The 21,631-nt window shown below is 73.1% G+C and carries 4 protein-coding genes; all 4 read right to left on the bottom strand.

Annotation, left to right across the window (positions count from 1 at the left end; all coding sequences use genetic code 11):
* A complete protein-coding gene (locus AC0685_RS26905; RefSeq protein WP_478228057.1) occupies positions 1-6,933 on the bottom strand; it encodes an amino acid adenylation domain-containing protein in 6,933 nt (2,310 codons plus the stop codon).
* Positions 6,930-15,023, bottom strand: a complete 8,094-nt coding sequence (locus AC0685_RS26900) for an amino acid adenylation domain-containing protein (protein ID WP_478228056.1) — start codon at positions 15,021-15,023, stop codon at positions 6,930-6,932. Before AC0685_RS26900 ends, AC0685_RS26905 begins: the two co-directional genes overlap by 4 nt.
* Before the next feature lie 133 nt (positions 15,024-15,156).
* Positions 15,157-17,604: an ATP-binding protein gene (locus AC0685_RS26895; protein ID WP_478228055.1), complete on the bottom strand. Its 2,448-nt coding sequence runs from the start codon at positions 17,602-17,604 to the stop codon at positions 15,157-15,159.
* 587 nt (positions 17,605-18,191) lie between these two features.
* Complete coding sequence (locus AC0685_RS26890) at positions 18,192-21,614, bottom strand: ALF repeat-containing protein (RefSeq protein ID WP_478228054.1); 3,423 nt, start codon at positions 21,612-21,614, stop codon at positions 18,192-18,194.
* Positions 21,615-21,631: the final 17 nt, after the last annotated feature.

Genomic DNA, 21,631 nt, shown 5'->3' with positions numbered 1-21,631 from the left:
TCACCGCGCCAGATTCCGGTCGGCGAGCGCCTGCACCCGGTCGAGATCGGCGTCGATCTCCGCCGGTGGCGCCGCGTCGGGCAGCAGGTCCTCGATGTCGCGCAGCGGCCGGTACCGCAGCCCCAGCACACCCCACACCACCAGCACGGCACCGGAGACCACCATCAGCGTGGCGAAGCCGCCGAGCCGGTCGGCGAGCGGTCCCGCGGTCAGGAACCCGAGCGGCTGCATGGCGGTCGCCAGCATGACGTTGATCGCCAGCACCCGGCCCTGCAGCTGCTGGCCGACCTTCGTCTGGATGATCGACAGCCAGTGCGCGTTGCCGATGCTCATGCACGCCAGCCGCACGAACAGGCCGGCGGCGACCACGAACACCGACGGCCACGCCCCCATCAGCGCCACCCCGAGCCCGGAGCCGATGACGAACGCGATCATGCCGGTGGCACGGCGGGTGGTGCCGCCCCAGGTGACCACGACGAGTGCGCCGACCGCGGCGCCGATCCCGCCGACGGCACTGACCACACCCAGTTCGCCCGTCGAGCCGATCGACAGGACCAGCGGGGTGAGCCCCACCCACATCACGGCGGTGAAGTAGTTGACCACCGCGAAGTAGCCGATCATCACCAGCAGCGGTTTGCGGCGCAGCACGAACTTCCATCCGCCGGTGACCGCCCTCGCGAACGGTTCGGCCTGGGTGAAGAACATCCGGTCCGGGAACCGCACCAGTACCAGGGTGGTCACCCCGATCGCGAACGTGGCGACGTCGGCCACGACGACCGCGGTCAGTCCGGACAGTCCCATGAGGACACCGCCGAGGACCGGCCCGAGTATCGTGCCGAGCCCGGCGCCCATGTCGGCGAGCGCGTTGGCCTGCGGCAGGTACGGCTTCGGCACCAGCTGGGCGATCGCCGCCAGGTAGGCGGGCCGGTGGAACGCCGACGCCACCGACATGACCCCGACGATCACGCAGACGGCCACGAGATCGAGCCGTCCCAAGGCGACCAGCACGGCGAGCGCGGCCATCGCCGCGCCGCTCGTCAGGTCGCAGCACAGCATGATCCGCCTGCGGTCCACCCGGTCGGCGAGCGCGCCGCCGACCGGGGTCAGGAGCATGCTCGGCACGCGGGCGAGCAACACGACCAGCGCGAGATCGATGACGCGCCCGCTGAGCTGGTAGGCCCACACGCCGAGCGCGAACGCGCTCAGTTCGTTGCCGATCATCGACACGGCTTGGCCGCCCGCCACGGTGTAGAACGCGCGGAGCCCGCGCCGGGTCGCGGTCGCGGCGACCGGGACGTCGCCGACTTCCGGCGGCAGGTCACCGGCGGCCCAGCGGGGCAGCCGGTCCCGCAGCAGTGCGGCGACGTCGGCAGCCTGGTGGCGCAGGAAGTAGTGCCCGGCCCTGGGCAGCACGGCCAGCTCGACCCGGTCGGCGAACACACCCCACTCGCGGTACCGCTCCTGGTACAGCTCGGTCGCCGGGTCGCTCGACCCGACCACGCACAGGATCGGCGCCGTGAGCCGGGGCGTCCGCCCGGCGTCCGGGTCGAGCGCGCCGCCGAACCACGCCTGCGCCTGTCCGGCGTCGTGCCGCAGCGCACGCAGCATCGCCGCGCTCGCGGCCTCGTCCATGTCGTCCAGCAGTCCGCCGGTGGCCCTCAGCGTGTCCCGGTAGAGCCGGTCCGCCACCCAGCGTTCGCGCGGGAACCGGCGCTGCAGCCAGGCGGAAAGCTTGCCCGGCAGGCGCGCGGAAGGGAAGCTGCCCGCCACGACCACTCCGGCGACGGTGCGGCCGTCGGCTTCGAGCCGGGCGGCGAGCGCGGTGGCCACCGCGGAGCCGACGCAGTGCCCGTACACCGCGACCGGGCCGGTGACGGTCCGGCCGATCTCGTCGGCCAGCAGGTCCACGACCTCGTCGACGGTGCGGAACGCCTCGTCGGGCCGGGCCACGTCGTGTCCGGGCAGTTCGACGGCGAGCAGGTCGATGTCCGGTGTGGCGGCGGCGAGTTCGGTGGCCAGAGGCTGGAACACCGCGGCCGAGCCTCCGCCGTAGGGCACGCAGACGAGCGTCACGTCCGGTGTGCCCGCGCGGGCGGGGGAGAGACGGTGCAGCAGGCGCCCGTCGCCGGTCTCCTGTCCGGCGTCGAGATGAGCGGCCAGTTCGCGGACGGTCGGGTGCAGGAACAGGTCGATGACCCGAAGCCGCTCGTCGATCAGCCGGACCGCGCGGACCGCGGTGAACGAATGGCCGCCGAGGGCGAAGAAGTCGTCGTCCGCGCCGACCACGGGTACATCGAGCACCTGTGCCCACACCTGGGCGACGCGTTGCTCGGTCGGCGTTTCCGGCGCGCCCGAACCGGTCACCGGCACGGCAAGGGGTCCGGCGGTGGGCTCGCTGACCGGGCGGGACCCGGCGCGGGCCGGACCGACCGCGGCGACCGGTTGGTCCACATGGGACAGCAAGCCGGTCAGGAGTGCCTGGAAGTCGGCGACGATCCCCTCCGCGGTGCCGGCGTCGAAGAGGTCGGCCCGGTAGGCGAGGCCACCGAGGTAGGTGTCGCCGTCGTTGACCAGCACCATGCTGAGGTCGAACTTCACCTGCTCGCCCGCGTCGCGGACGGCCGTCACTTCGACACCCGGGATGGCGGGCGGTGTCGCCGGCTGGTCGAGGACGTTCAGCACTACCTGGAAGATCGGCGTCGCGGCCACGGACCGCTCCGGCCGCAGCCGCTCGATGATCCCTTCGAGGGGCGTCTCGGCGTGCGCGAACGCGCCGAGCACGGTCTCGCGGGACCGGCCGAGCAACTCCCGCACGGTCGGGTCGCCGCCGAGGTCCGTGCGCAACACGAGCGTGTTCACGAAACAGCCCACCGTCGACTCGACGTCCGGGTGATGCCGTCCGGACTCCGGCACGCCGACCGCGACGTCGTCGGTCCCGGCGCGGCGGCCGAGCAGTTCCTGCCAGCAGGCCAGCAGCACCATGAACGGCGTCACGCCCGCCTCGGCCGCGACCTGCCGGACGCGTGCGGTGAGCGCGGCCGGGAGGGCGAACCGGACGTGCCCGCCGGACCAGTCGGCCACCGCCGGGCGGGGCCGGTCGGTCGGCAACGCGAGCAGCGGCGGCAGCCCGGACAGGCGGTCGCACCACCAGTCCAGGTCCTCGTCGCGCCCGCGGGCGGCCAGCCAGGCGGCGTAGTCCGCGTACTGGACGGGCAGGGCCGCGTCGGGTGCCGCTCCCGCGAGCCGGGCGGCGTACGCGTCGGCGAGGTCCTTGCCGATGACGCCGCGCGACCAGTTGTCCGTCGCGATGTGGTGCACGGTGAGCGCGAGGACGTGCTCATCGGCGGCGATCCGGAACAGCGAAGCCCGCAGCGGCGGCTGCCGGTCCAGCGCGAACGGCCGCGCCAGCTCGGCCCGGCACGCCGCGTCCACCCGGTCGGCCGCGATGTCCACAATGGACACGGGCACGCGGTCGGCGGGCACTGGCACGGCCACCGGGGTGCCGTCCCGCTCCTCGATCACGCTGCGCAGGACGGTGTGCCGTGCGGCGACGTCCCGGACCGCGAGCGCCATCGCCGTCGCGTCCAGCGGCCCGCGCAGCCGCAGCACGAGATCGGCGTGATAGGCCGACCCCGGGCCGAGTAGTTCGAGAAACCACAGCCGCGCCTGCGCGGACGACAGCGGCGCGGGTGCTTCGGGGTCCGGCCGCACGGGGATGGGCGCCCCGCCGAACACGCCGCCCGGGTCGGCGGCCAGCGCGGCGGCGAGGTCGGCCAGCACCGGGTGCTCGAACACCGTGCGCACGGCGACGTCGCGGCGCAGCGCCTCTCCCAGCCGTCCCGCCACGCGCACCGCGGCGAAGGAATGACCGCCCACGGCGAAGAAGTCGTCGTCAGCGGCGACGTCGGCGACACCGAGCACGTCGCCCCAGACCCGCGCCACGAGCCGCTCGGCCGGGGTCGCCACCGGCCGCCGCGCGGCAGGCTCCCGCTCGGCCGCGTCGGGTAGCGCCGCCCGGTCGATCTTGCCGTTCGCGTTGAGCGGCAAGCGGTCCAGGATCGAGAGCGAGCCCGGCACCATGTAGTCCGGCAACCGGTCACGCAGCGCCCGCCGCACGGCCGGGACCGCGAGATCGGCACCCGGCGCGGGCACCAACCACGCCGCGAGCCTGCGGTCCAGACCGGCGCCGACCGGCAGCACCACGGCCTCGGCCACCCCGTCGACGTCGCGGAGGGCGGCGGTGACCTCGCCCAGTTCCACCCGGTGGCCGCGCACCTTCACCTGGTCGTCGGCGCGGCCGAGGAACTGCACGGTGCCGTCGGCACGGACACGCAACAGGTCGCCGCTGCGGAAGCACCGCACGCCGGTGCCCAGCGGATCGGGTACGAACCGGGCCGCGGTCTGCGTGTCGTCGCCCAGGTAGCCGCGGGTGATCTGCGGCCCGCCGATCACCAGTTCGCCGGTCATGCCGTCGGGCACGACCTCGCCGCGCGCGTCGACGAGATGGCCGACGACCCCGGGCAGCGGCGTGCCGAGTGGCACGTATCCGGTGCGCTCGTGCGGCGGGACGGCCGCCACGTCGCACGTCATCGAGATCATCGTGCTCTCGGTGTGCCCGTAGTGGCTCTGCACCCGCAGACCGGGACGGGCCGCCTCGACCCGCTCGACGAGCGACCACGGGCACGCCTCGCCGGCGAGGATCAGCAGCCGCCTCGGCAGCACGGAGGCCAGATCTCCATGCCGGGCAAGGAGTTCCAGGTGGCTGGGCACGCACTTGAGCACGTCGACCGGATGCTCGGCCAGATACCCGGCGAAGGCTTCCGGATCCATCGCGGTGTCCCGGTCGACCAGGTGGACGGTGCCGCCGGTGGTCAGCGCGCCGTACACGCAGGTGAGACCGAAGTCGGCCGCCGGGGTGGAGACGACCGCGAACGACGCGCCCGCCACGTCGCCGAGCCGGGGCAGCATGCCCGACAGGTAGTGCGCGACGTTGCGGTGCTCGACCGCGACCCCCTTCGGCGCACCGGTCGAACCGGACGTGAAGATCACGTGGATCAGGTCGTGCCCCGCGACCGGGACGCCGGGCCGGGTGCTGGGCTGGGCAGCGACCGCATCGTCGACGGTCAGCACCGTGACCCCGGGAACGGTGATGTCGAGGCCGGGTTCGGCGAGCAGGATCCGCGCGCCCGCGGTGGCGAGGATGGCGGCCACCCGCGCCTGCGGATAGGTGGTGTCCATCGGCAGGTACGCGCCGCCGGACTTCATGATGCCCAGTACCGCGCACGCCACGTCCGTGCCCTGTTCGAGCAGCAGCCCGACAGGCTCGTCGGCATGGACGCCGAGCGCTCGCAGCCGGTGCGCGATCCGGTTGGCGCGTTCGTCGAGCCGCCGGTAGGTGAGCGTGCCGGTCGCGCCGACCACGGCGACCCGGTCCGGGCAGCGGTCGGCGGTGTCCTCGATCAGCGTGTGCACCGGGCGGAGTCCGGTCCGCTCCGGTTCCGGTCCCGCCAGCGACGGGGCGGTGACGGCTTCGAGGGGCACCTCGGCCACGTGTCGGTCGAGGTCCGCGGTGATCCCGTCGACGAGCGAGACGAACCAGCGGGCGATCCGTTCCGCGGTGCCCCGGTCGAACAGGTCGGTGCGGTAGGCCAGCCCGCCCGAATAGCCATCGCCGGACCGGGACAGCGCGAGGTTCAGGTCGTACTTGACGCTGCGCACCGGCGGTTCGGTGACCCGGGCGGCCAGACCGGGCAGCTCGGGTGCCCGCGACGGTTCGTCGAGCACGTTGAGCATGACCTGGAAGACCGGCGACGCGTCGAGCCCGCGCCGGGGCGCGACCCGCTCCACGATCCGCTCGAACGCCACGTCCGTATGCGCGAACGCGTCGAGCACCGTGTCCCGGGCGGCGGCGAGCAGTTCGCGGCCGGTCGCCCCGGCCAGGTCGGTGCGCAGCACCAGCGTGTCGACGAAGCAGCCGACGACCCGTTCGGCGTCCGGATGGCGCCGGCCCGACTCCGGTACCCCCACCGGCACGTCGGTCGTCCCGGCCAGCCTGGCGAGCAGGGTCTGCCAGCACGCCAGGAACACCATGAACGGGGTGGCGCCGGTGGTGCGGCCGATCTCCCGCAGTCGCGCGGTGAGCGCGGCGGGCACTTCGACTTCGACCTCGGCGCCCTCGTCCCCGGCCACGGCCGGACGGGGCCGGTCGGTCGGCAGCTCCAGCACCGGCGGGAGCCCGGCGAGCCGCTCGGACCACCAGTCCAGGTCGGCCTCGGCGGTGTCCGGCCTGGAACCGTTCCACGCCACCAGGTCCGCGTACTGGAGAGCCGGTGGCGGCGGCAGGTCGCGGCCGCCGAGGCGGGCCGTGTAGCAGGCGGCGAGGTCGTCGAGCACGACGGCGACCGACGGGGCGTCCATCGCGATGTGGTGGAACGTCAACGCCAGCACCCGCCGGTCGGCGGTGACCCGGAAGACCACGGCCCGCATAGGTGGCATGTCCTCGAGCGCGAACGGACGGGTGGCCTCGGCGGCCACCGCGGCGTCCAGCTCCGCCGCCGTGACGTCCACAGTGGACACCGGGACAGTGGGTCCGGCGCACCGCATCGGTTCGCCGTCTATCTCCCGGTACACGCCGCGGAGCACGTCGTGGCGGTCGGCGACGTCGCGGACCGCGGCGAGCAGCGCGGTCTCGTCGGCCGGTCCCGTCAGTTCGAGCACGAGCGGCAGGTTGTAGGCGTGGCCACCGGGTTCGAAGCGGGCCAGGAACCACAGCCTGGCCTGCGCGGGCGACAGCGGCACCGGCGACCCGTCGCGGGGGAGCCGGGGGATGGCCGGCTCCGCGGCGGGGGCGCCGCCACGCAGTGCGGCGGTGGCGCGGTCGGCGAGCAGCTCACGCATGCGCCGCTGTGCGGGGGTGACCAGCGAGTCGGTCATACCGTGCTCCCCGTCGGGACATCGATGGCGTCGTCCTCCGCCAGTGCGGTCATCGCGATCCGTTCCAGCTCCGCGGCGAACTCCCGCAGCACCGGCCGGTCGAACAGACACCGCACCGGGACCGCGAAACCGAGCGCCTCGCCGAGGCGGCCGACGACCTTGGTCGCGGCGAGCGAATGTCCGCCGAGGCCGAAGAAGTCGTCCAGCGCGCCGACCCGCTCTCGGCCGAGCACCTCGGCCCAGATCACCGCGACGAGCTCCTCGACCGCCGAGGCCGGTGGGCTGTCCGGTCGCGCCGGTGCCGTGGGTGCGGGCAGCGCGGCGCGGTCCACCTTGCCGGTCGTCGTGGCCGGGAACGCGTCGAGCGGTACCCACCGGTGCGGCACCGCGTAGTCGGGGAGTCGTCCGCGCAGCACGGCCGCCACCGCGTCGGTGTCCACAATGGACGGAGTGAGGTAGCCGACGAGATGTGGTTCGCCTTCCCCGGCACGCACCACGACCACCGCGTCGGTCACTCCGGCGACCGTGCGCAGCACATGCTCCACCTCGCCGAGTTCCACCCGGTTGCCGCGGATCTTCACCTGGTGGTCGGTGCGGCCGTGGAACTCCAGCACGCCGTCGGCGCGCCAGCGGACCAGGTCGCCGGTGCGGTAGGAGCGAACCCCGTGCAGCGGGTCGATGCCGAAGGCGGCCGCGGTCTGCTCCGGGCGGTCCCGGTAGCCCGATGTCACGCCGGCGCCGCCGATGGACAACTCGCCGACCGCGCCGGGAAGCGCGGCCTGGCCGAACGGGTCGACGACCGTGAGCAGGGTGCCGGCGATCGGTCCGCCGATCGGTAGCGGCCGGTCGGCGGACAGGTCGGTGGTGGTCACGAGATGGGTGGTCGCGGTGATGGTGGTCTCCGTGGGGCCGTAGCAGTTGCGCACGCTCGCGACCCGGGCGGTGAGCTGCCGCGCCAGTCCGACGTCGAGGGCTTCACCGCCGGAGAGCACGTGCAGTCCCGGCAGATCGGGAAGTCCGGCGGCGACGAGCATCCGCAAGGTGGTCGGGGTCGGGTTGAACCGGGTCGCGCCGGTCGCGACGAGCCGCCGTACCAGCGCGTGTCCGTCGACGGCACAGTCCCGGTCGGCGATCGCGCAGTGCGCGCCCGCGGTCAGCGTCGTCCAGATCTCGCCGGTGGCCGTGTCGAACACGAGCGGCGCCACCGCGAGCCACGTGTCGGCAGGCCGCACGTCGGTGACTTCGCGGAAGGCGTGGACCAGCGCGGAGAGGTTCCCGTGCGTGACCGCGACGCCCTTCGGCCTGCCGGTCGAGCCGGACGTGTAGAGGACGTAGGCGAGGTCGTCCTGGTCCGGCTCCCGCAGCGGGCGAGTGTCCGTGACGGGGGAGTCGAGGTCCACGACGGTCAGGTGCGGAAGTGCGGCGCGGGCCACGTCCAGTGCACGGCCGCGGGCGGCGACGACCCGGATTCCGGCGTCGGCGGCGAGCGCCGCGATCCGGTCCGCGGGATGGCCGGGATCCAGTGGCAGATACGCACCACCTGCCCGCCACACCGCGAGCAGCCCGGCGGGCAGGTATTCGTCGCGGGGCAGGCACACGCCGACCACCTCCCCGGTGGTGACACCCGCGGCGAGCAGACCGCGGGCGCCCTGTGCCGACCAGGTGGCCAGGTCCGCATAGGACAGTCGTCCGGCGGGCGACGACGTCGCCACCGCGCCGGGTGGTTGCGCGAGCACGTCGGCGACCACGGTTCGCGTGGCGGGCAAAGGTTTACCGGTGCCCCAGGCGAGCAGTTCGGCGCGGTCCGCGTCGTCCAGTATGTCCAGTGTGGACAGTGCGGCGCCCGGATCGGCGGTGAGCCGGTCCAGCAGGGCGCCGTACCAGCGGGCCCAGCGTTCGATCGTGGTCCGGTCGAACAGGTCGGTGCGGAACACGAGCCTGCCCGTGTAGCCGTCGCTGGTGCGGGCGAGGTCCAGGTTCAGGTCGTACAGCGCGGTGGCGACCGGTTGCGGCAGCACCGTCACGGCCAGGTCGCCGAGCGCCGCGGTCGGCTGCTCGTCGAGGACGTTCATCATCACCTGGCACACCGGGGTGCTCGCCGCGTCCCGCTCGGGCGCGAGCCGCCGCACGACCTCGTCGAACGGCACGTCGGCGTGCGCGAACGCGTCGAGTACCGCGTCGCGTGTCCTGGTCACGAGGTCGAGGCCCGACCGGGCGTCGGTCCCGAGGTCGGCACGGACGGCCACGGTGTCGACGAAGAAGCCGACCATCCTGGCCAGTTCGGCGGAGCGGCGGCCGCTGTGCGGCACCGCGACCGCGAGGTCCCGTACTCCGGCCAGCCGGGCGAGCAACAGCTGCCAGGCCGCGAGCAGGATCGTGAACGGGGTGGTCCCGGCGTCGTTCGCCAGGGTGCGGACCCGGCCGGTGACGACCGGGGACAGCCGGATCGGGACCTCGTCCGCCGTCCAGTCGGCGATGGCGGGGCGGGGCCGGTCGGCGGGCAGGCGCAACGCGGGCAAGTCCGCCAGCCGCCGTTCCCACCAGTCGAGCCCCTCGGACCGGTCCTGTTCGCGTTCCCACGTGGCGTGGTCGGCGTACTGGATCGCCGGTGGCGACGGCCAGTCGTCGGGTTCCGTGCGGTAGAACTGGTCCACTTCGGACAGCAGGAGCCGTTGGGAGACCGCGTCGGTGGCGATGTGGTGGCAGGTAAGGGTCAGCACGTGGTGGTCCGGTGCGAGCCGGAACAGGATCACGCGCAGCGGTGGCGCGGCGTCCAGCGCGAACGGCCGCCGGATCTCGGCCGCCACCGCCGCGCCCGTCTCCGATTCGTCAGTGTCCACAATGGACATAGGAATGGCATCGACCGGTCCGAGGAGCGCGACCGGCTCCCCGTCGATCTCGGTGAACCGGCTGCGCAGCACGTGATGGCGCGCCGTGAGCGCACGGATCGCGCGGTACAGCAGCGACTCGTCCAGCGCGCCCCGGATCCGCAGCACCGTGGGGGAGTTGTAGGCGGCGCTGCCCGGGTCGAGCTTCGCCGCGAACCACAGCATGCGCTGCGCCGAAGAAAGCGGCGCGGGTGCGGCCGGGTCCGCGCGGGCGACGAGCGGGCGGTCGTCGAAGGCGGCTTCCTGCTCGATCCGTGCGGTGAAGTCGGCGAGCACCGGGTGGTCGAACACCATGCGGACGGTGACCCGGCGTCTCAGCCGGGTGTGCAGGAGGCCGACCACCCGGGTCGCCGCGAGCGACCGGCCGCCGAGCGCGAAGAAGTCGCTGTCCGGGCCGATCCTCTCGTCGAGTTCGAGGCATTCCCGCCACACCTGCGCGACCACCGCCTCGGCCTCCGACAGCGGCGCGGCCGCGGCCGGTTGGGCGACGGGCACCGGCGGAAGTGCGCGCCGGTCGAGCTTTCCGTTGGGCAGCAAGGGGAGCGCGTCCAGGGTGCGCCATGAACTCGGCACCATGTAGGCGGGCAGCAACCGCCGCGTCTGTCGCTCGACGGCCGCCGCGTCGACGGTCGCGGGGGTGAGGTAGCCGATCACGTGCGCGTCCACGCCGTCCGCGGCCACCGCCACCGCCGCGTCGTCCACATCGGACAGTCCACGCAGTACCGACTCGATCTCGCCGAGCTCGAACCGGTTGCCCCGCACCTTCACCTGGTCGTCGGCGCGGCCGAGGAACTCCAGTGTCGCGTGATCCTGTTGCCTTGCGTCCGCTGTGGATCCACGTGGTTCCTGGCAAGACGGAGAAAAGTCGCTCGTACTGGACGTACTTGGGCTTTTCTCCGACGCAGCCAGGGGCCGCGTGGGCCGCAGCGGCGTAAGGCAAGCAGGGTCACGCGACACTGGTGTCGCGTCCGGCCGCCATCGGACCAGGTCGCCGGTGCGGTAGCAGCGCTCGCCTGGCCGCACCGGGTCGGCGACGAACGCGGACGCGGTCAGCTCGGGCCGTGCCCGGTAGCCGGTCGAGACACCGGCGCCACCGATCCACAGCTCACCGATCGCGCCGGGCGGAGCGAGCCTGCCCGCCTCGTCCATGACGTACAGCCGGGCGCCCGGCGTCGGCGAACCGATCGGGACACGGTCGTGGCCGGTGACCCGGTGCGCGGTCGCCGCGACCGTGGTCTCCGTCGGGCCGTAGCCGTTCCACAGCTCGCCGACCAGCGGCAGGGCCCTCGCGGCGAGGTCCGGGTCGAGTACCTCGCCGCCGAGTAGCAGCCGCAGCGCGGGGTCACCCGTCCAGCCCGCGGCGAGCAGCATCCGCAGGCTCGTGGGGGTCAGATCGACGACCGTGACGCCGCCCTCGGCGATCCGCCGCGCGAGTAGGTGGCCGTCGACGGCGCTGTCGCGATCGGCGACGACGCAGCGCGCGCCGGTGGCGAGCGGCCACCACAGTTCCTCGGCGGACACGTCGAAGGCGAGCGGCGCGAGCGCGAGCATCGCGTCGTCCCGCGTCATGCCGGGGCGGAGCCCGCGGGACCGGACGAACGCGTGCAGGTTCGCGTGACTGATCTCGACACCCTTGGGCCGCCCGGTCGACCCCGACGTGTACAGCACGTAGGCGAGTGCGTCGCCGTCCGGCAGCACCGGCTCGAAGGGCACTCCGTCGGCCCGGTCGGCGCTGACCACGCACAGGCCCGGCACGGCGTCGGCGATCTCCGACGCCACCGGCTGGGCGTCGCCACGAGTGAGGACGACCTGCAGGCGGGCCTCACTCGCGAGCCGGGCCAGCCGCGCGACGGGTTGCTCGGTGTCGAGCGGCAGATACCCCGCACCTGCCCGCCACACGGCGAGCAACGCGGCGGGCAGGAACTCGTCGCGCGGCAGGCACACTCCGATCGTGTCCCCGGCCGCCACCCCGGCCGCGGCGAGGACGCGCGCGATCCGGTCGGCGTGGCCTACCAGTTCCGCGTACGTCAGCTGCCCGCCCTCAGCGGACACCGCGACCGCGTCCGGTGTCCTCGAAGCGTTGCGCCACACCGCGTCCGGCACACCACCCGCGTCGTCGGCGGGCAGCGCGGGGCCGGTTCCCCACCACGTCAGCTCGGCGAGTTCCCCGTCCGCCGCCAGTGACAGCGCGGACAGGGCGATGTCCGGTGTGGACACCGCGGCGTGCAGAAGGTGCAGCAGGGAACGGGTGAACCAGCGGGCGCGGTCGGGGGCGAGCCACGACGGGTCGTGCTCGACGATCAGCTCGGCGCCGCCCACGGTGGCGTTCACGAACACCGTCAGCGGAGTGTGGCTGCCGCCGGTCGGCAGCTCGCCGAGCAGGTCCAGCCGCGTGTCCGGCCCGTGCGCCGACAGCGGGATGCCGTCCGGCTGCACCGCGATCGACACCGGCGTGAGCGGTACCCCGGCCGGCCGGTCGCCGCCCCACAGTCCGGCGAGTTCACCGCTGGGCAGGCCCCGATGGTCGATGGCGTGCGCCGCCGTGGTCATGGCCGCGCGCAGCAGGTCGCGGAACGACGTGCCCGCCTCGATCCGTAACCGGACCGGCAGGACGTCGACCAGCGGCCCGACGGTGTGTTCGAGCTCGGGCCGGTCCCGGTGCGCGGCCGCCATCCCCAGCAGCACGTCCTGGCCGCGTACCAGCTCGCCGACCAGCACCCCCAGCGCCGACAGGTACACCGCGAACGGCGTCACCCCGGTCGCTTCGGCGAGCGCGCGCACCGCCGACCCCAGCGACTCGGGCAGTGGCGTGCTGATCCGCTCCCCGGCGAAACGCCGCCGTCCGTGCACGACGCGGTCGAACAGGGCGTCCGGCGGGATCGCTCCCGCCAGCTCGCCCGACCAGTACGCCGCCACCCGGTCTCGTTCACCGGGCACTTCCGCGAGCGCGCGTTCCCGCAACGCCACCGCACCGACCTGTGCGAAGGAAGCAAGGGGCGCGCCGGCCAGTTCCGCCATGAGCACGCCGATGGACGCGCCGTCGGTGGCGATGTGGTCGGACACGACGATCAGGTCGGCCACGTCGTCGGCGAGGCGGAGCAGCGTGATCCGCAGGAGCGGCGTGTCCCGGGTGAGGTCGAACGCGTGCCGGGCGGCGGCCGCGGCCAGTTCCCCGGCACGGCGGTTCGCGTCGGCGAGCCCGCGCAGGTCGTGCACGTCCACCGGCACCGGCACCGGCGGGCCCACCACCATGACCGGTTCGCCGTCGTGGTCGCTGATCGTGCCGCGCAGCACCTCGTGCCGCGCGACGATTCCGTCCGCGGCGGCCCGCAGCGCGGGCACCGAAACCCGCCCACGCAACCGCAGCCGCCACGCGACGGTCGTCGCCGTGCCGGTCGAGCCGAGCTGGGCGAGGGTCCACAGATCCCGTTGCGTGCCGGTCAGTGGGTAGTACTCCCGGTCCGGGTGTGCCTCCAGCGCCACCGAGGCCGCCGCGGCCGGGGCGTCGGCGAGCCGCCGCGCGACCGCCGCCACCGTGCCGTCGGAGAGGAATTCCGCCAGCGTCACCACCCGGCCGGTGCTCTCCCGCAGCCGCGTGACCGCACGTGCCGCGGCGAGGGAGTGCCCGCCCGACTCGGAGAACCGGTCGTGCACACCGATTTCCGGCAGCCCGAACGCGGCCGCGACCACCTCGGCGACCAGCCGCTCGGCCTCGGTGCCCGGAGCGGCGTACTCGGTGTCCCCGCGGTCGAACACCCACGCCGCCAGCGCGGTCCGGTCCGCCTTCCCGGTCGTGCCGAGCGGGATCGCGTCGAGCACGGCGATCCGTGACGGCACCAGGTGTGCGGGCAGCCGCGACCGCAGCCAGCGCAGCAGCTCCGGCTCGGACAGCCCGTCAGCGGCCGGTTCGACGAACCCGACGAGCCTGCGCTCCCCGTGTTCGTCGGCCGGCGCGAGCACCACGGCGTTGCCGACGGCCGGATGGGTGAGGAGCGCCGCCTGGACCTGTCCCGGTTCGATCCGGAAGCCACGCACCTTCACCTGGTCGTCGGCGCGGCCGACGAAGTGGTGCACGCCGTCGCGGCGCCGGACCAGGTCACCGGTGCGGTAATGCCGGACGCCGCGGGAGTCGGCCACGAACTTCTCGGCCGTCAGCTCCGGCTGCCCCAGGTACCCGCGGGTCACGAGCGTCCCGCTGACCCACAGTTCACCGACCTCGTCGTCGCCGAGCGCGCGACCGTCGGCGTCCCGCACCGAGAACGCGGCGCCGGGAAGCGGGGTTCCGATCGGCGGGTCGTCCATCCCGTCCCGGGCGACCTCGTGGCACGAGCAGTTCACGGTCGCCTCGGTCGGGCCGTAGCAGTTCACGATCCGCCGCACGCCCTCGTTGGCGTAGAGGCGGTCGACGAGCGACCGGTGCAGTGCCTCGCCCGCGATCGCGACGGTCCGCACCGAACGCGGCAGCGGTGTGCGCGCCAGCACCGCCAGCACGGACGGCACGCCCTGGACGAACGTCACCTCGTCCCGTGCGGCCAGTCCGGGCAGCGCGAGCAGGTTCTCGGCGAGCACCAGGCTCCCGCCGGTCACCAGGGGCGGGAACACCTCGGCGACGGACGCGTCGAAGCAGACCGACGCGGCGCCGAGCACGCCACGCAGTTCGTCGTCGCCGTAGGTCGCGGCCGCCCACGCCAGCAACGCGAGCACGTTGCGATGCTCGACCTGGACACCTTTCGGCCTGCCGGTGGAGCCGGACGTGTAGATCACGTACGCGAGGTCCGTGCCGGAACCCGGGACACCGGGGGAGGTCGTGGGCGATGCGGCGACGTCCCCGACGGCCAGCACCGGCACGCCGGCGTCCGCGAGCGCGGCCGGACCCGATTCGTCCGCCACCACCAGCGACAGTCCGGAGTCCGCGACGACCGACGCGCCGTGCGCCGGGGGAGCGGACGGGTCCAGCGGGACGTACGCGCAGCCCGCCTTCAGCACCCCCAGCAGCGCGGGCACCAGCCACCGGCCGCGGCGCAGGCACACGCCGACCAGGTCTCCGCGAGCAACCCCACGGCGGAGCAGGGCGTGCGCGACCGTGTTCGCGACCTCGTCCAGCCGGGCGTAGCTCAGCCGCTCGTCGCCCGCGACGAGCGCACAGCGGTGGGGTGTCCTTCTCGCCTGCTCCTCGAACGCCTCGTGTACCCGTTCGAACACACCCAGATCTACCCGCAACCCGCTGAACCCCCTCGTGACCCGGCCGGACTTCACAGGCCTCGGCAGATTGAACTTCCGGTTCGGCGCCCGGTCCAGGAATTCCGACCGGAACAATGCGGACGGCAAGTTCCGGTCACGAAGCCACCATCGCGATGCCCATCGCGTCGTAAAGCGACCGCGCGCGTTCGCGGTACGGCCTGGCCTTGTCCGGAGCCCCTACGTCGTCGTGGGTCGCGGCGATACCGGTCAGCGCGCGGGCCTCCTCGTGCGGTTCGCGGGTGAGCCGGGCGAGTTCGGCGGCCCGTGTGTAGTGCGCCAGCGCGGCCGACCGGTCGCCGCACGCCAGCGCGCTGTCCGCGAGCCCGTTGTGCACGAGGGTCTCCAGCGGCCGGATGCCGGTTGTCATCGCGATGTCGAGCGCCGCTTCCTGATGCAGGCGGGCCGCTGCCGCGTCGCCCTGCCGGAGATGCACCAGCCCGAGATAGGCCAGTGCGTACCCTTCGGCCTCCCGGTGACCTTCGGCCCTGCTGACCGTCAGCGATCGGTCGAGGTGGTCGTGGGCTTCCGACCACCGGCCCAGCGCGCGGTACACGTCCCCGAGATTGTGCAGCGAGATCGCCTCGCTCAGCCGGTCACCGATGCTTTGGGCATTGGTCAGGCACTGCCGATAGCAGTCGAGAGCGGCGACCAGTTCGCCCCGGCGTTCGTGGACGAAGCCGAGGTTGGACAGCGAGCGTCCTTCGTTGAGGCGGTCGCCGGTCTCCTGGGAAACCGTGACCGCCTTGCTCAGGTGATCCGCCGCGTCGGCGTACCGGCCCAGCTGCGCGTACACGGTGCCGAGGGTGTTCAGCGCGCGGCCGGTGACGACCGGGCTCCCGTCGACGTCGAGGCAGCGGGTCAGGTGCGTCACCGCCTCGTCGAAATGGCCGAGCCTGGCGCAGATCGCGGCCAGATCGACGAGCGCCTGCTGGGTGCCGATGGCGTCGCCCGCCCGCTGTGCCTCGGCGAGCGCGAGCCGGTGCAGTGTGCGCAGGGCGCCGTAGTGACCGTGCACCCGCAACGCCTGCCACAGCACGGTCGAGAGGTCGCGGGCGTACGTGTCGCCGGTGGCCGACGACTGTTCCGCGATGGCGATCAAGGTGGGCAGTTCCGCCGCCAGCCAGGTCGCCGCGTCGTCGGCGCCAGTGAACATGACGTTCCCGGCGATCGGGGTGAGCAGCGGTCTTCGGTTGGGGTCGCCCGCCGTCAGCGACCCGGCCGCGTCGGCCGCCCCGGCCACACAGTGCTCGGCGAGGCGGCGCTGGGCCGCCGACCGGCGCTGCGCCGGTTCCTCGTCGGCGCGGCCGCGCGCGTAGTCGCGGACCAGATCGTGGAATTCGAACCGTCCGTCCGCGCGGTGCGCGAGCAGCAGGTGGCTGTCGACGAGCGCGTCGAGGAGCCTGCCGGTCTCCGGCGGATCCGTGCCCAGCAGCGCCGCCGCGGCGGTGCTATCCCAATGGGGGCCGGGATGGAGGCCGAGCAGACGCAGGGCCGAGGCCACGTCGCCGGGCAGCGCGTCGTAGGACCAGGACAGCACGGAGGGCAGTGAGGTCGTCTTCTCTTCGGTCGTCAGCGCGGCGAGCCGGTTTCCGGCCGGACGCATCGAGGACGCCACGTTCGCCAGGTTCCGGTTGTGCGCGAGCCGCTCACCGACGATGCGCAGGGCGAGTGGCAGGCCGCCGCACCCCGACACCATGTCGGCGAGCGCCGTGCGGTCGGCGAATCTCCGTCGGGGGCCCGCCAGCCGGTCGAGCAGGGAGAACGACTCCTGCTCGGTCAGCAGCGGCACCGGAACCCGGTGCGCGTCGGCGCTGATCGTCAGCCCGTGCAGTGCCGAGCGGCTCGTCACCACCACCGCGCAGCCCGCGTGGCCGGGCAGCAGCGGCCGGACCTGGTCCGCCGAGCGGGCGTTGTCCAGCACGATGAGGACCGAGCGGCCTGCCAGCTCACTGCGCAGCGACGCGGCCCGGTCGTCGAGGTCGGCGGGCACGTCCGCCACGGGCACGCCGAGCGCCCGCAGGAACGACCGCAGCACCTCGCCCGGGTCGGCGGGCGCCCCCGGCCCGTACCCGCGCAGGTTCGCGAACAACTGCCCGTCGGGGAAGTCCTGTTTGACCCGCTGCGCCCACTGCACGGCCAAGGAGGTCTTGCCGACCCCGGCCATACCCTCCAGTACCGCCACGACGACACCCCCGCCGTCCCCCTCGCCGAGGAGGGCGTCGAGCGCGTCGATCTCCCGCTGCCGCCCGACGAACGACGTGATGCCCGACGGCAGTTGCGCGGGCACCGAAGCGACCGGCGTTCTCGGGGCCGACACCGCGTCCGGGCAGTAGTGCCGCACGAACCGGCTCGCTTGCTCGCCCTGGAGACCCAGCCCCACCGCAAGCGCCTCCACCGAATGGCGCCGCGGCCGGGCGACCCGGCCGCGCTCGATGTTGCTGATGCTGCGCACCGTCAGCCCGGTGCGTTCCGCCAACTCCTCCTGGGTGAGCCCGGCTTCCCGCCTCGACTCACCCAGCAACGAACTCGGACGACGGTCCATTTTGCGGATGTTAGAGCGGGTGCGACGACGAAAAGCCGTGGTTCGCCGACGACTTTGATCGAAATTGGTCGAAAACGCCGGATCCTGCTCACGCTCAGTCCACACCGGAACACCATGAGGGGGGTCGGCGGAGCTGAGGTGCATTCTGCCTGACTGTCCACAGGAGACACTTCCGCCAGATGGAATGTCCGGTTGATGGCGATATGCCTGATTTTAGGGTGAGGTAGTCGGGGCTGAAGGGGACCTTCCCCTCGTCTCATGCGGCGAAGGGAGCTTTCCCCACATCGCATGACGCTGATGGGAAAGTCCCCTTCGGAGGGGTGATGCAAAGGTGGCGTGGGTCGTGAGTGGCGATTCGGGTCAGAACCCGAACGGTGTCTTGGGTACCTATGTGGATTCCGGCTGCGCTTGATCCCAGGCCCGGTCCGTGAAGGCCTCCTTGCCTACCCTGAGGGTTGGTAAGGAGGCCTTCACTACCGTGGTGATCGCCACTCGCGACCAACCCGAGGCATTCAAGATCAACTTGAGTCCCGGTGGCGCCTGCTCGCCCGGCGTGAGGTGGTCTACCAGGCCGCGGTCAGGCCAGGTCAGTCGAAGAGCCTGTGCACCCAGCCGATGGCGTCCTCCACCTTGTGATCCCCCCAAGCGCCGATCTCTTCGTAACGGTGCTCGAGCAAATTCTTCCCGATGGGCGACGTGCCGACCCGGAGGCTGCGGCCGTAGATCTCGATCGATCCGATCAGGGTGAGGCCGTGGTTCACCATCGCCTTGCCGAGGGCCGTGTGGAACTCCTTGCTTTCCCAGCCGTACGCGTAGCCGGACGTGCCTGCTGCGAGATATCCGGCGTTGATGGACATGATCTTGAGTGCGCCGCTGACGACGTACAACTGCCAGGGCTTCCTGCTCATGCCGAACGTGGCGACCGCGATGATGCCGTCGATCAAGCCGGTTATGTCGGAAAGTCCGTTGTAATAGCGGGACATGAGTGCGGCGATGTCCCTGCTGTTCCAGGATTCGAACGGCCACACGGCGAAGATCGAGCAGTCGCCGCGCGCGTGGGGATCGTCGGTGCAGAGGTCACTGCCGGCGTCCTTGTGTTCCCGGGCCTTCATCCATGCCCGCTGCGCGGCGAGCGCGGCCTCGGCTTTCGCGGCCTCGGTGGCGATGAACCGTGCCCGGCTCGCCGCTTCCGCCGCCGTGGCAGCGTCCTGGCCTGCCTGGAGTGCGGATGCGCGGGCATTGTTCGCCGAGACCTGGGCGCTGCCGGCGTACCCGACCGCCCGGTCGGCGGAGTCGATGGCGCGCAACATCGAGTAGTTCGCCGCCCGCCGTGCCCGGTTCGCGACGGCCGCCGCGGCCGCCGCCTGCTCGGCGGAGCGCCGGGCGTCCGCGGCGGACTGCTCGGCGGCCGCGGCGTTGTTCGCGGCTTCGGTGGCGGACCGCTGGGCGTCCGCCGCGTACCCGGCCGCCCGGTTCGCCCAGGTGACCGCTTCGGCGGCGGCCTTCCTCGCCTCCGCCGCGGCCTTGGACGCCAGCGCCGCGTCCGCCAGCGCGTTCGACGCGATCCTGGCCGCGTGCGCGATGGCCGCCCGGATCGCGGCGACGTGGGCGGCCCGGTCCTGGTCGAGCTGAATGGTGTCGAACTGGGTGCCGACGACGAAGTTGTGGCGCATGTTGGTGGTGCCCGCGAGCGCTATCTGCGCCGCCGCCTTCGTGTACGGGCCGCCCACGTTGAGCAGCCGATAAGCCTCGACCTGGTCGTCCTCGGCGGCCGCGTCGACGATGGCCACCTTGAGGAAGTGGTGCAACGCCGCGGCCGATCCGTCGTCCAGTGCCTCCTGCGCGGCGGTGCGCGTCGCCGTCCCGGGATTGCCGGCGAGGATGTCGAAGATCGCCACCCTGTTGTCCTCCGCCGCGGCCTCGATGGCGCCGGTCGTGAGGAATTCGGTGACTGCGGCGGGATCGTCGTTCTGCAGTGCCCGGGTGGCGGCGTCGGCGACCGCGACGGTCGCCACAGCGGCGACGGCGGCGACGGATTCGCTGTCGTCCTGGCGTTGTGACAGCACCCGGTCGGCGCGGAGCCAGGCGAGCACGTCCTCGTCGCCGCCCGCGACGGCGAATTCCGCCGCCGATCTCGTCCAGCTCCTGGTGACACCGTTGGTGATCAGTTTGAGTGCGGCCTGCCGTCCCAGCGTGACCGCTCGGCCGGTGTCGCCCTCCCGCAACGCGGTTTCGGCGCTTGCGATCAAGGTGCGGGTCGCTTCGTCGGTCAGTGCGCTCTGCGTTTGCTGCCGGGCGATTCTGGCTCGCCCGTCCGCCTCGGCCCGTGCGTCCCGCTGGGCGAGTTCGACGCCGAGTTCCGTCTCCTCGGCCAACGAGGCGGTCTCGGCGTCCCTGGCCGCCTGCTCGACGGCTCGTGCCTGATTGACCGTGTCCATGGCCAGGGTGGCGGCCGCGACGGCGCGCTGGGCGGCGGCCGTCGACCTGTTGGCGTAGTCGATCGCCTGACCAGCGTGGTCGGCGGCCTCCTCCGCGGCGGCCGCCGCGGCGTCCGCGTGGTCGGCGGCGCTGTTCGCGGCGTCGCGCGCGGCGGCGGCCGCCGATGAGGCCTGGTTGGCGAACGCTCGCGCGGCGGCTGCCGCACGGTTGGCGCGCGCCGCCGCGGCGTTGGCCACGGCAGCGGCTTGACGGGCTTCCGCGGCCTCGGCCTGTGCCACCCCGGCGGCCGCCGCGGCGTCGGCCGACGCGTTCGCCGCCGATGCCGCGTCGGTCGCGGCGGCCGCGGCCGAGGTACCGGCCGAGACCGCGCTCCAGCTGGCGATTCGTGCCTGCTCGGCGGCGCGCGCGGCGTTACGCGCCTGGCCGGCGGCGTTGCGGGCGGTGACGGCGGCCTGCCGTGCGGCTGCCGCGGCGCTCGCGTTCTGGGACGCGGAGATGGCGGCGTTGTACGCGCGAGCGGCCGCCCGGCCCGCCGCGGCCGTGGCGTGCGCGGCGGCCTGGGAGGCGTAAGCGGCGCGGCGCGCGGCTTGCTGTGCGGCACGGGACGCGCTGATCGCGGTGGCCGCGCAGGAGGCCGCGCCCTTCGCCGCGCGGGCGGCGGCGTTGGCCGCCTTCGCCGAGCGGCGCACGTCGTTCTGCGCGGCGCGGGCCTCGGCCAGTGCGGCGAGTGCGGCCTGTTTCGCTTTGAGCGCCGCCTCTTTCGCGGCGTTGGACAGGGCAACGGCCTGGTCGGTGCACCGTTGCGCGATCCGGCCTTCCCGCTCGACGATCCCGACCAGCTGCTCGATGGTGGCGGCCTCTTCGTCGCGGGCACGCGCGATGTACTGGCCGGTGCGCAGGAACCAGTTGATCGCTCCCGGGGTACCGGCGTCGAGTGCCCGCTGGGCGTAGAGCTTCACCTGCGGTGAAGCCGTGGCGAGCATTTTGAAGACAAGGACCCGGTTGTCCTCGTCGTGGGCCGGGTACTGGCCGTCGTCGATGAACGCGGTGAACGCGGCGAGGGTGTTGGTGTTCAGCGCTTCGGTGGCCGCCCGCTGCACCGAGGTCCCACCCGTGTTCTTGATGGTCAGTACCTCGACCCGCTTGTCCTCGGTGACCGCGGCGGCGTAGCCGTCCTGCATGAAGCCCGACATCGCGGCGCCGCCGCCGTCCAGGGCGTTGCCGATCGCGCTGGTGGCCGCGCGGCCCGCGAAGGGCAGCGCGGCGAACAGGGCGAACTGGTTGTCTTCGTGGATGGCCGGCTGGAGCCGGTTGTTCAGGAAATCCGTGATGTCCGCGTCGGAACCGGCCAGCGCGGCCATCGCCTCGCGGCGCACCGCCTTGCCGCCGATTTTGTACTGCCACACGGCCCGCCCCCGGATGGTGTCCGGCAGCCCCGTCGCCGTCGGGTCGGCGGCGGCGAGTGCCGGAGGTGCCGTGGCGAGTGAGAGCCCGGCAGGCAATACGGTCAGGGCGGCGGCACCACCTAGCGCGTGAAGCGCTTGGCGTCTGGACCATTCGTTCGAGGACATCACGGATTTCCTTTCCA

The organism is Amycolatopsis sp. NPDC043889 (assembly GCF_056435645.1).
Note: the sequence above shows the minus strand (reverse complement) of the source record. Positions and strands in the feature narration are given on the sequence as shown.

Bases quoted from the DNA above. Each gene is read 5' to 3' on its own strand.
- AC0685_RS26905 (WP_478228057.1), bottom strand. From the start codon at position 6,933: ATGACCGACTCGCTGGTCACCCCCGCACAGCGGCGCATGCGTGAGCTG.
- AC0685_RS26895 (WP_478228055.1), bottom strand. From the start codon at position 17,604: ATGGACCGTCGTCCGAGTTCGTTGCTGGGTGAGTCGAGGCGGGAAGCC.
- AC0685_RS26890 (WP_478228054.1), bottom strand. From the start codon at position 21,614: ATGTCCTCGAACGAATGGTCCAGACGCCAAGCGCTTCACGCGCTAGGT.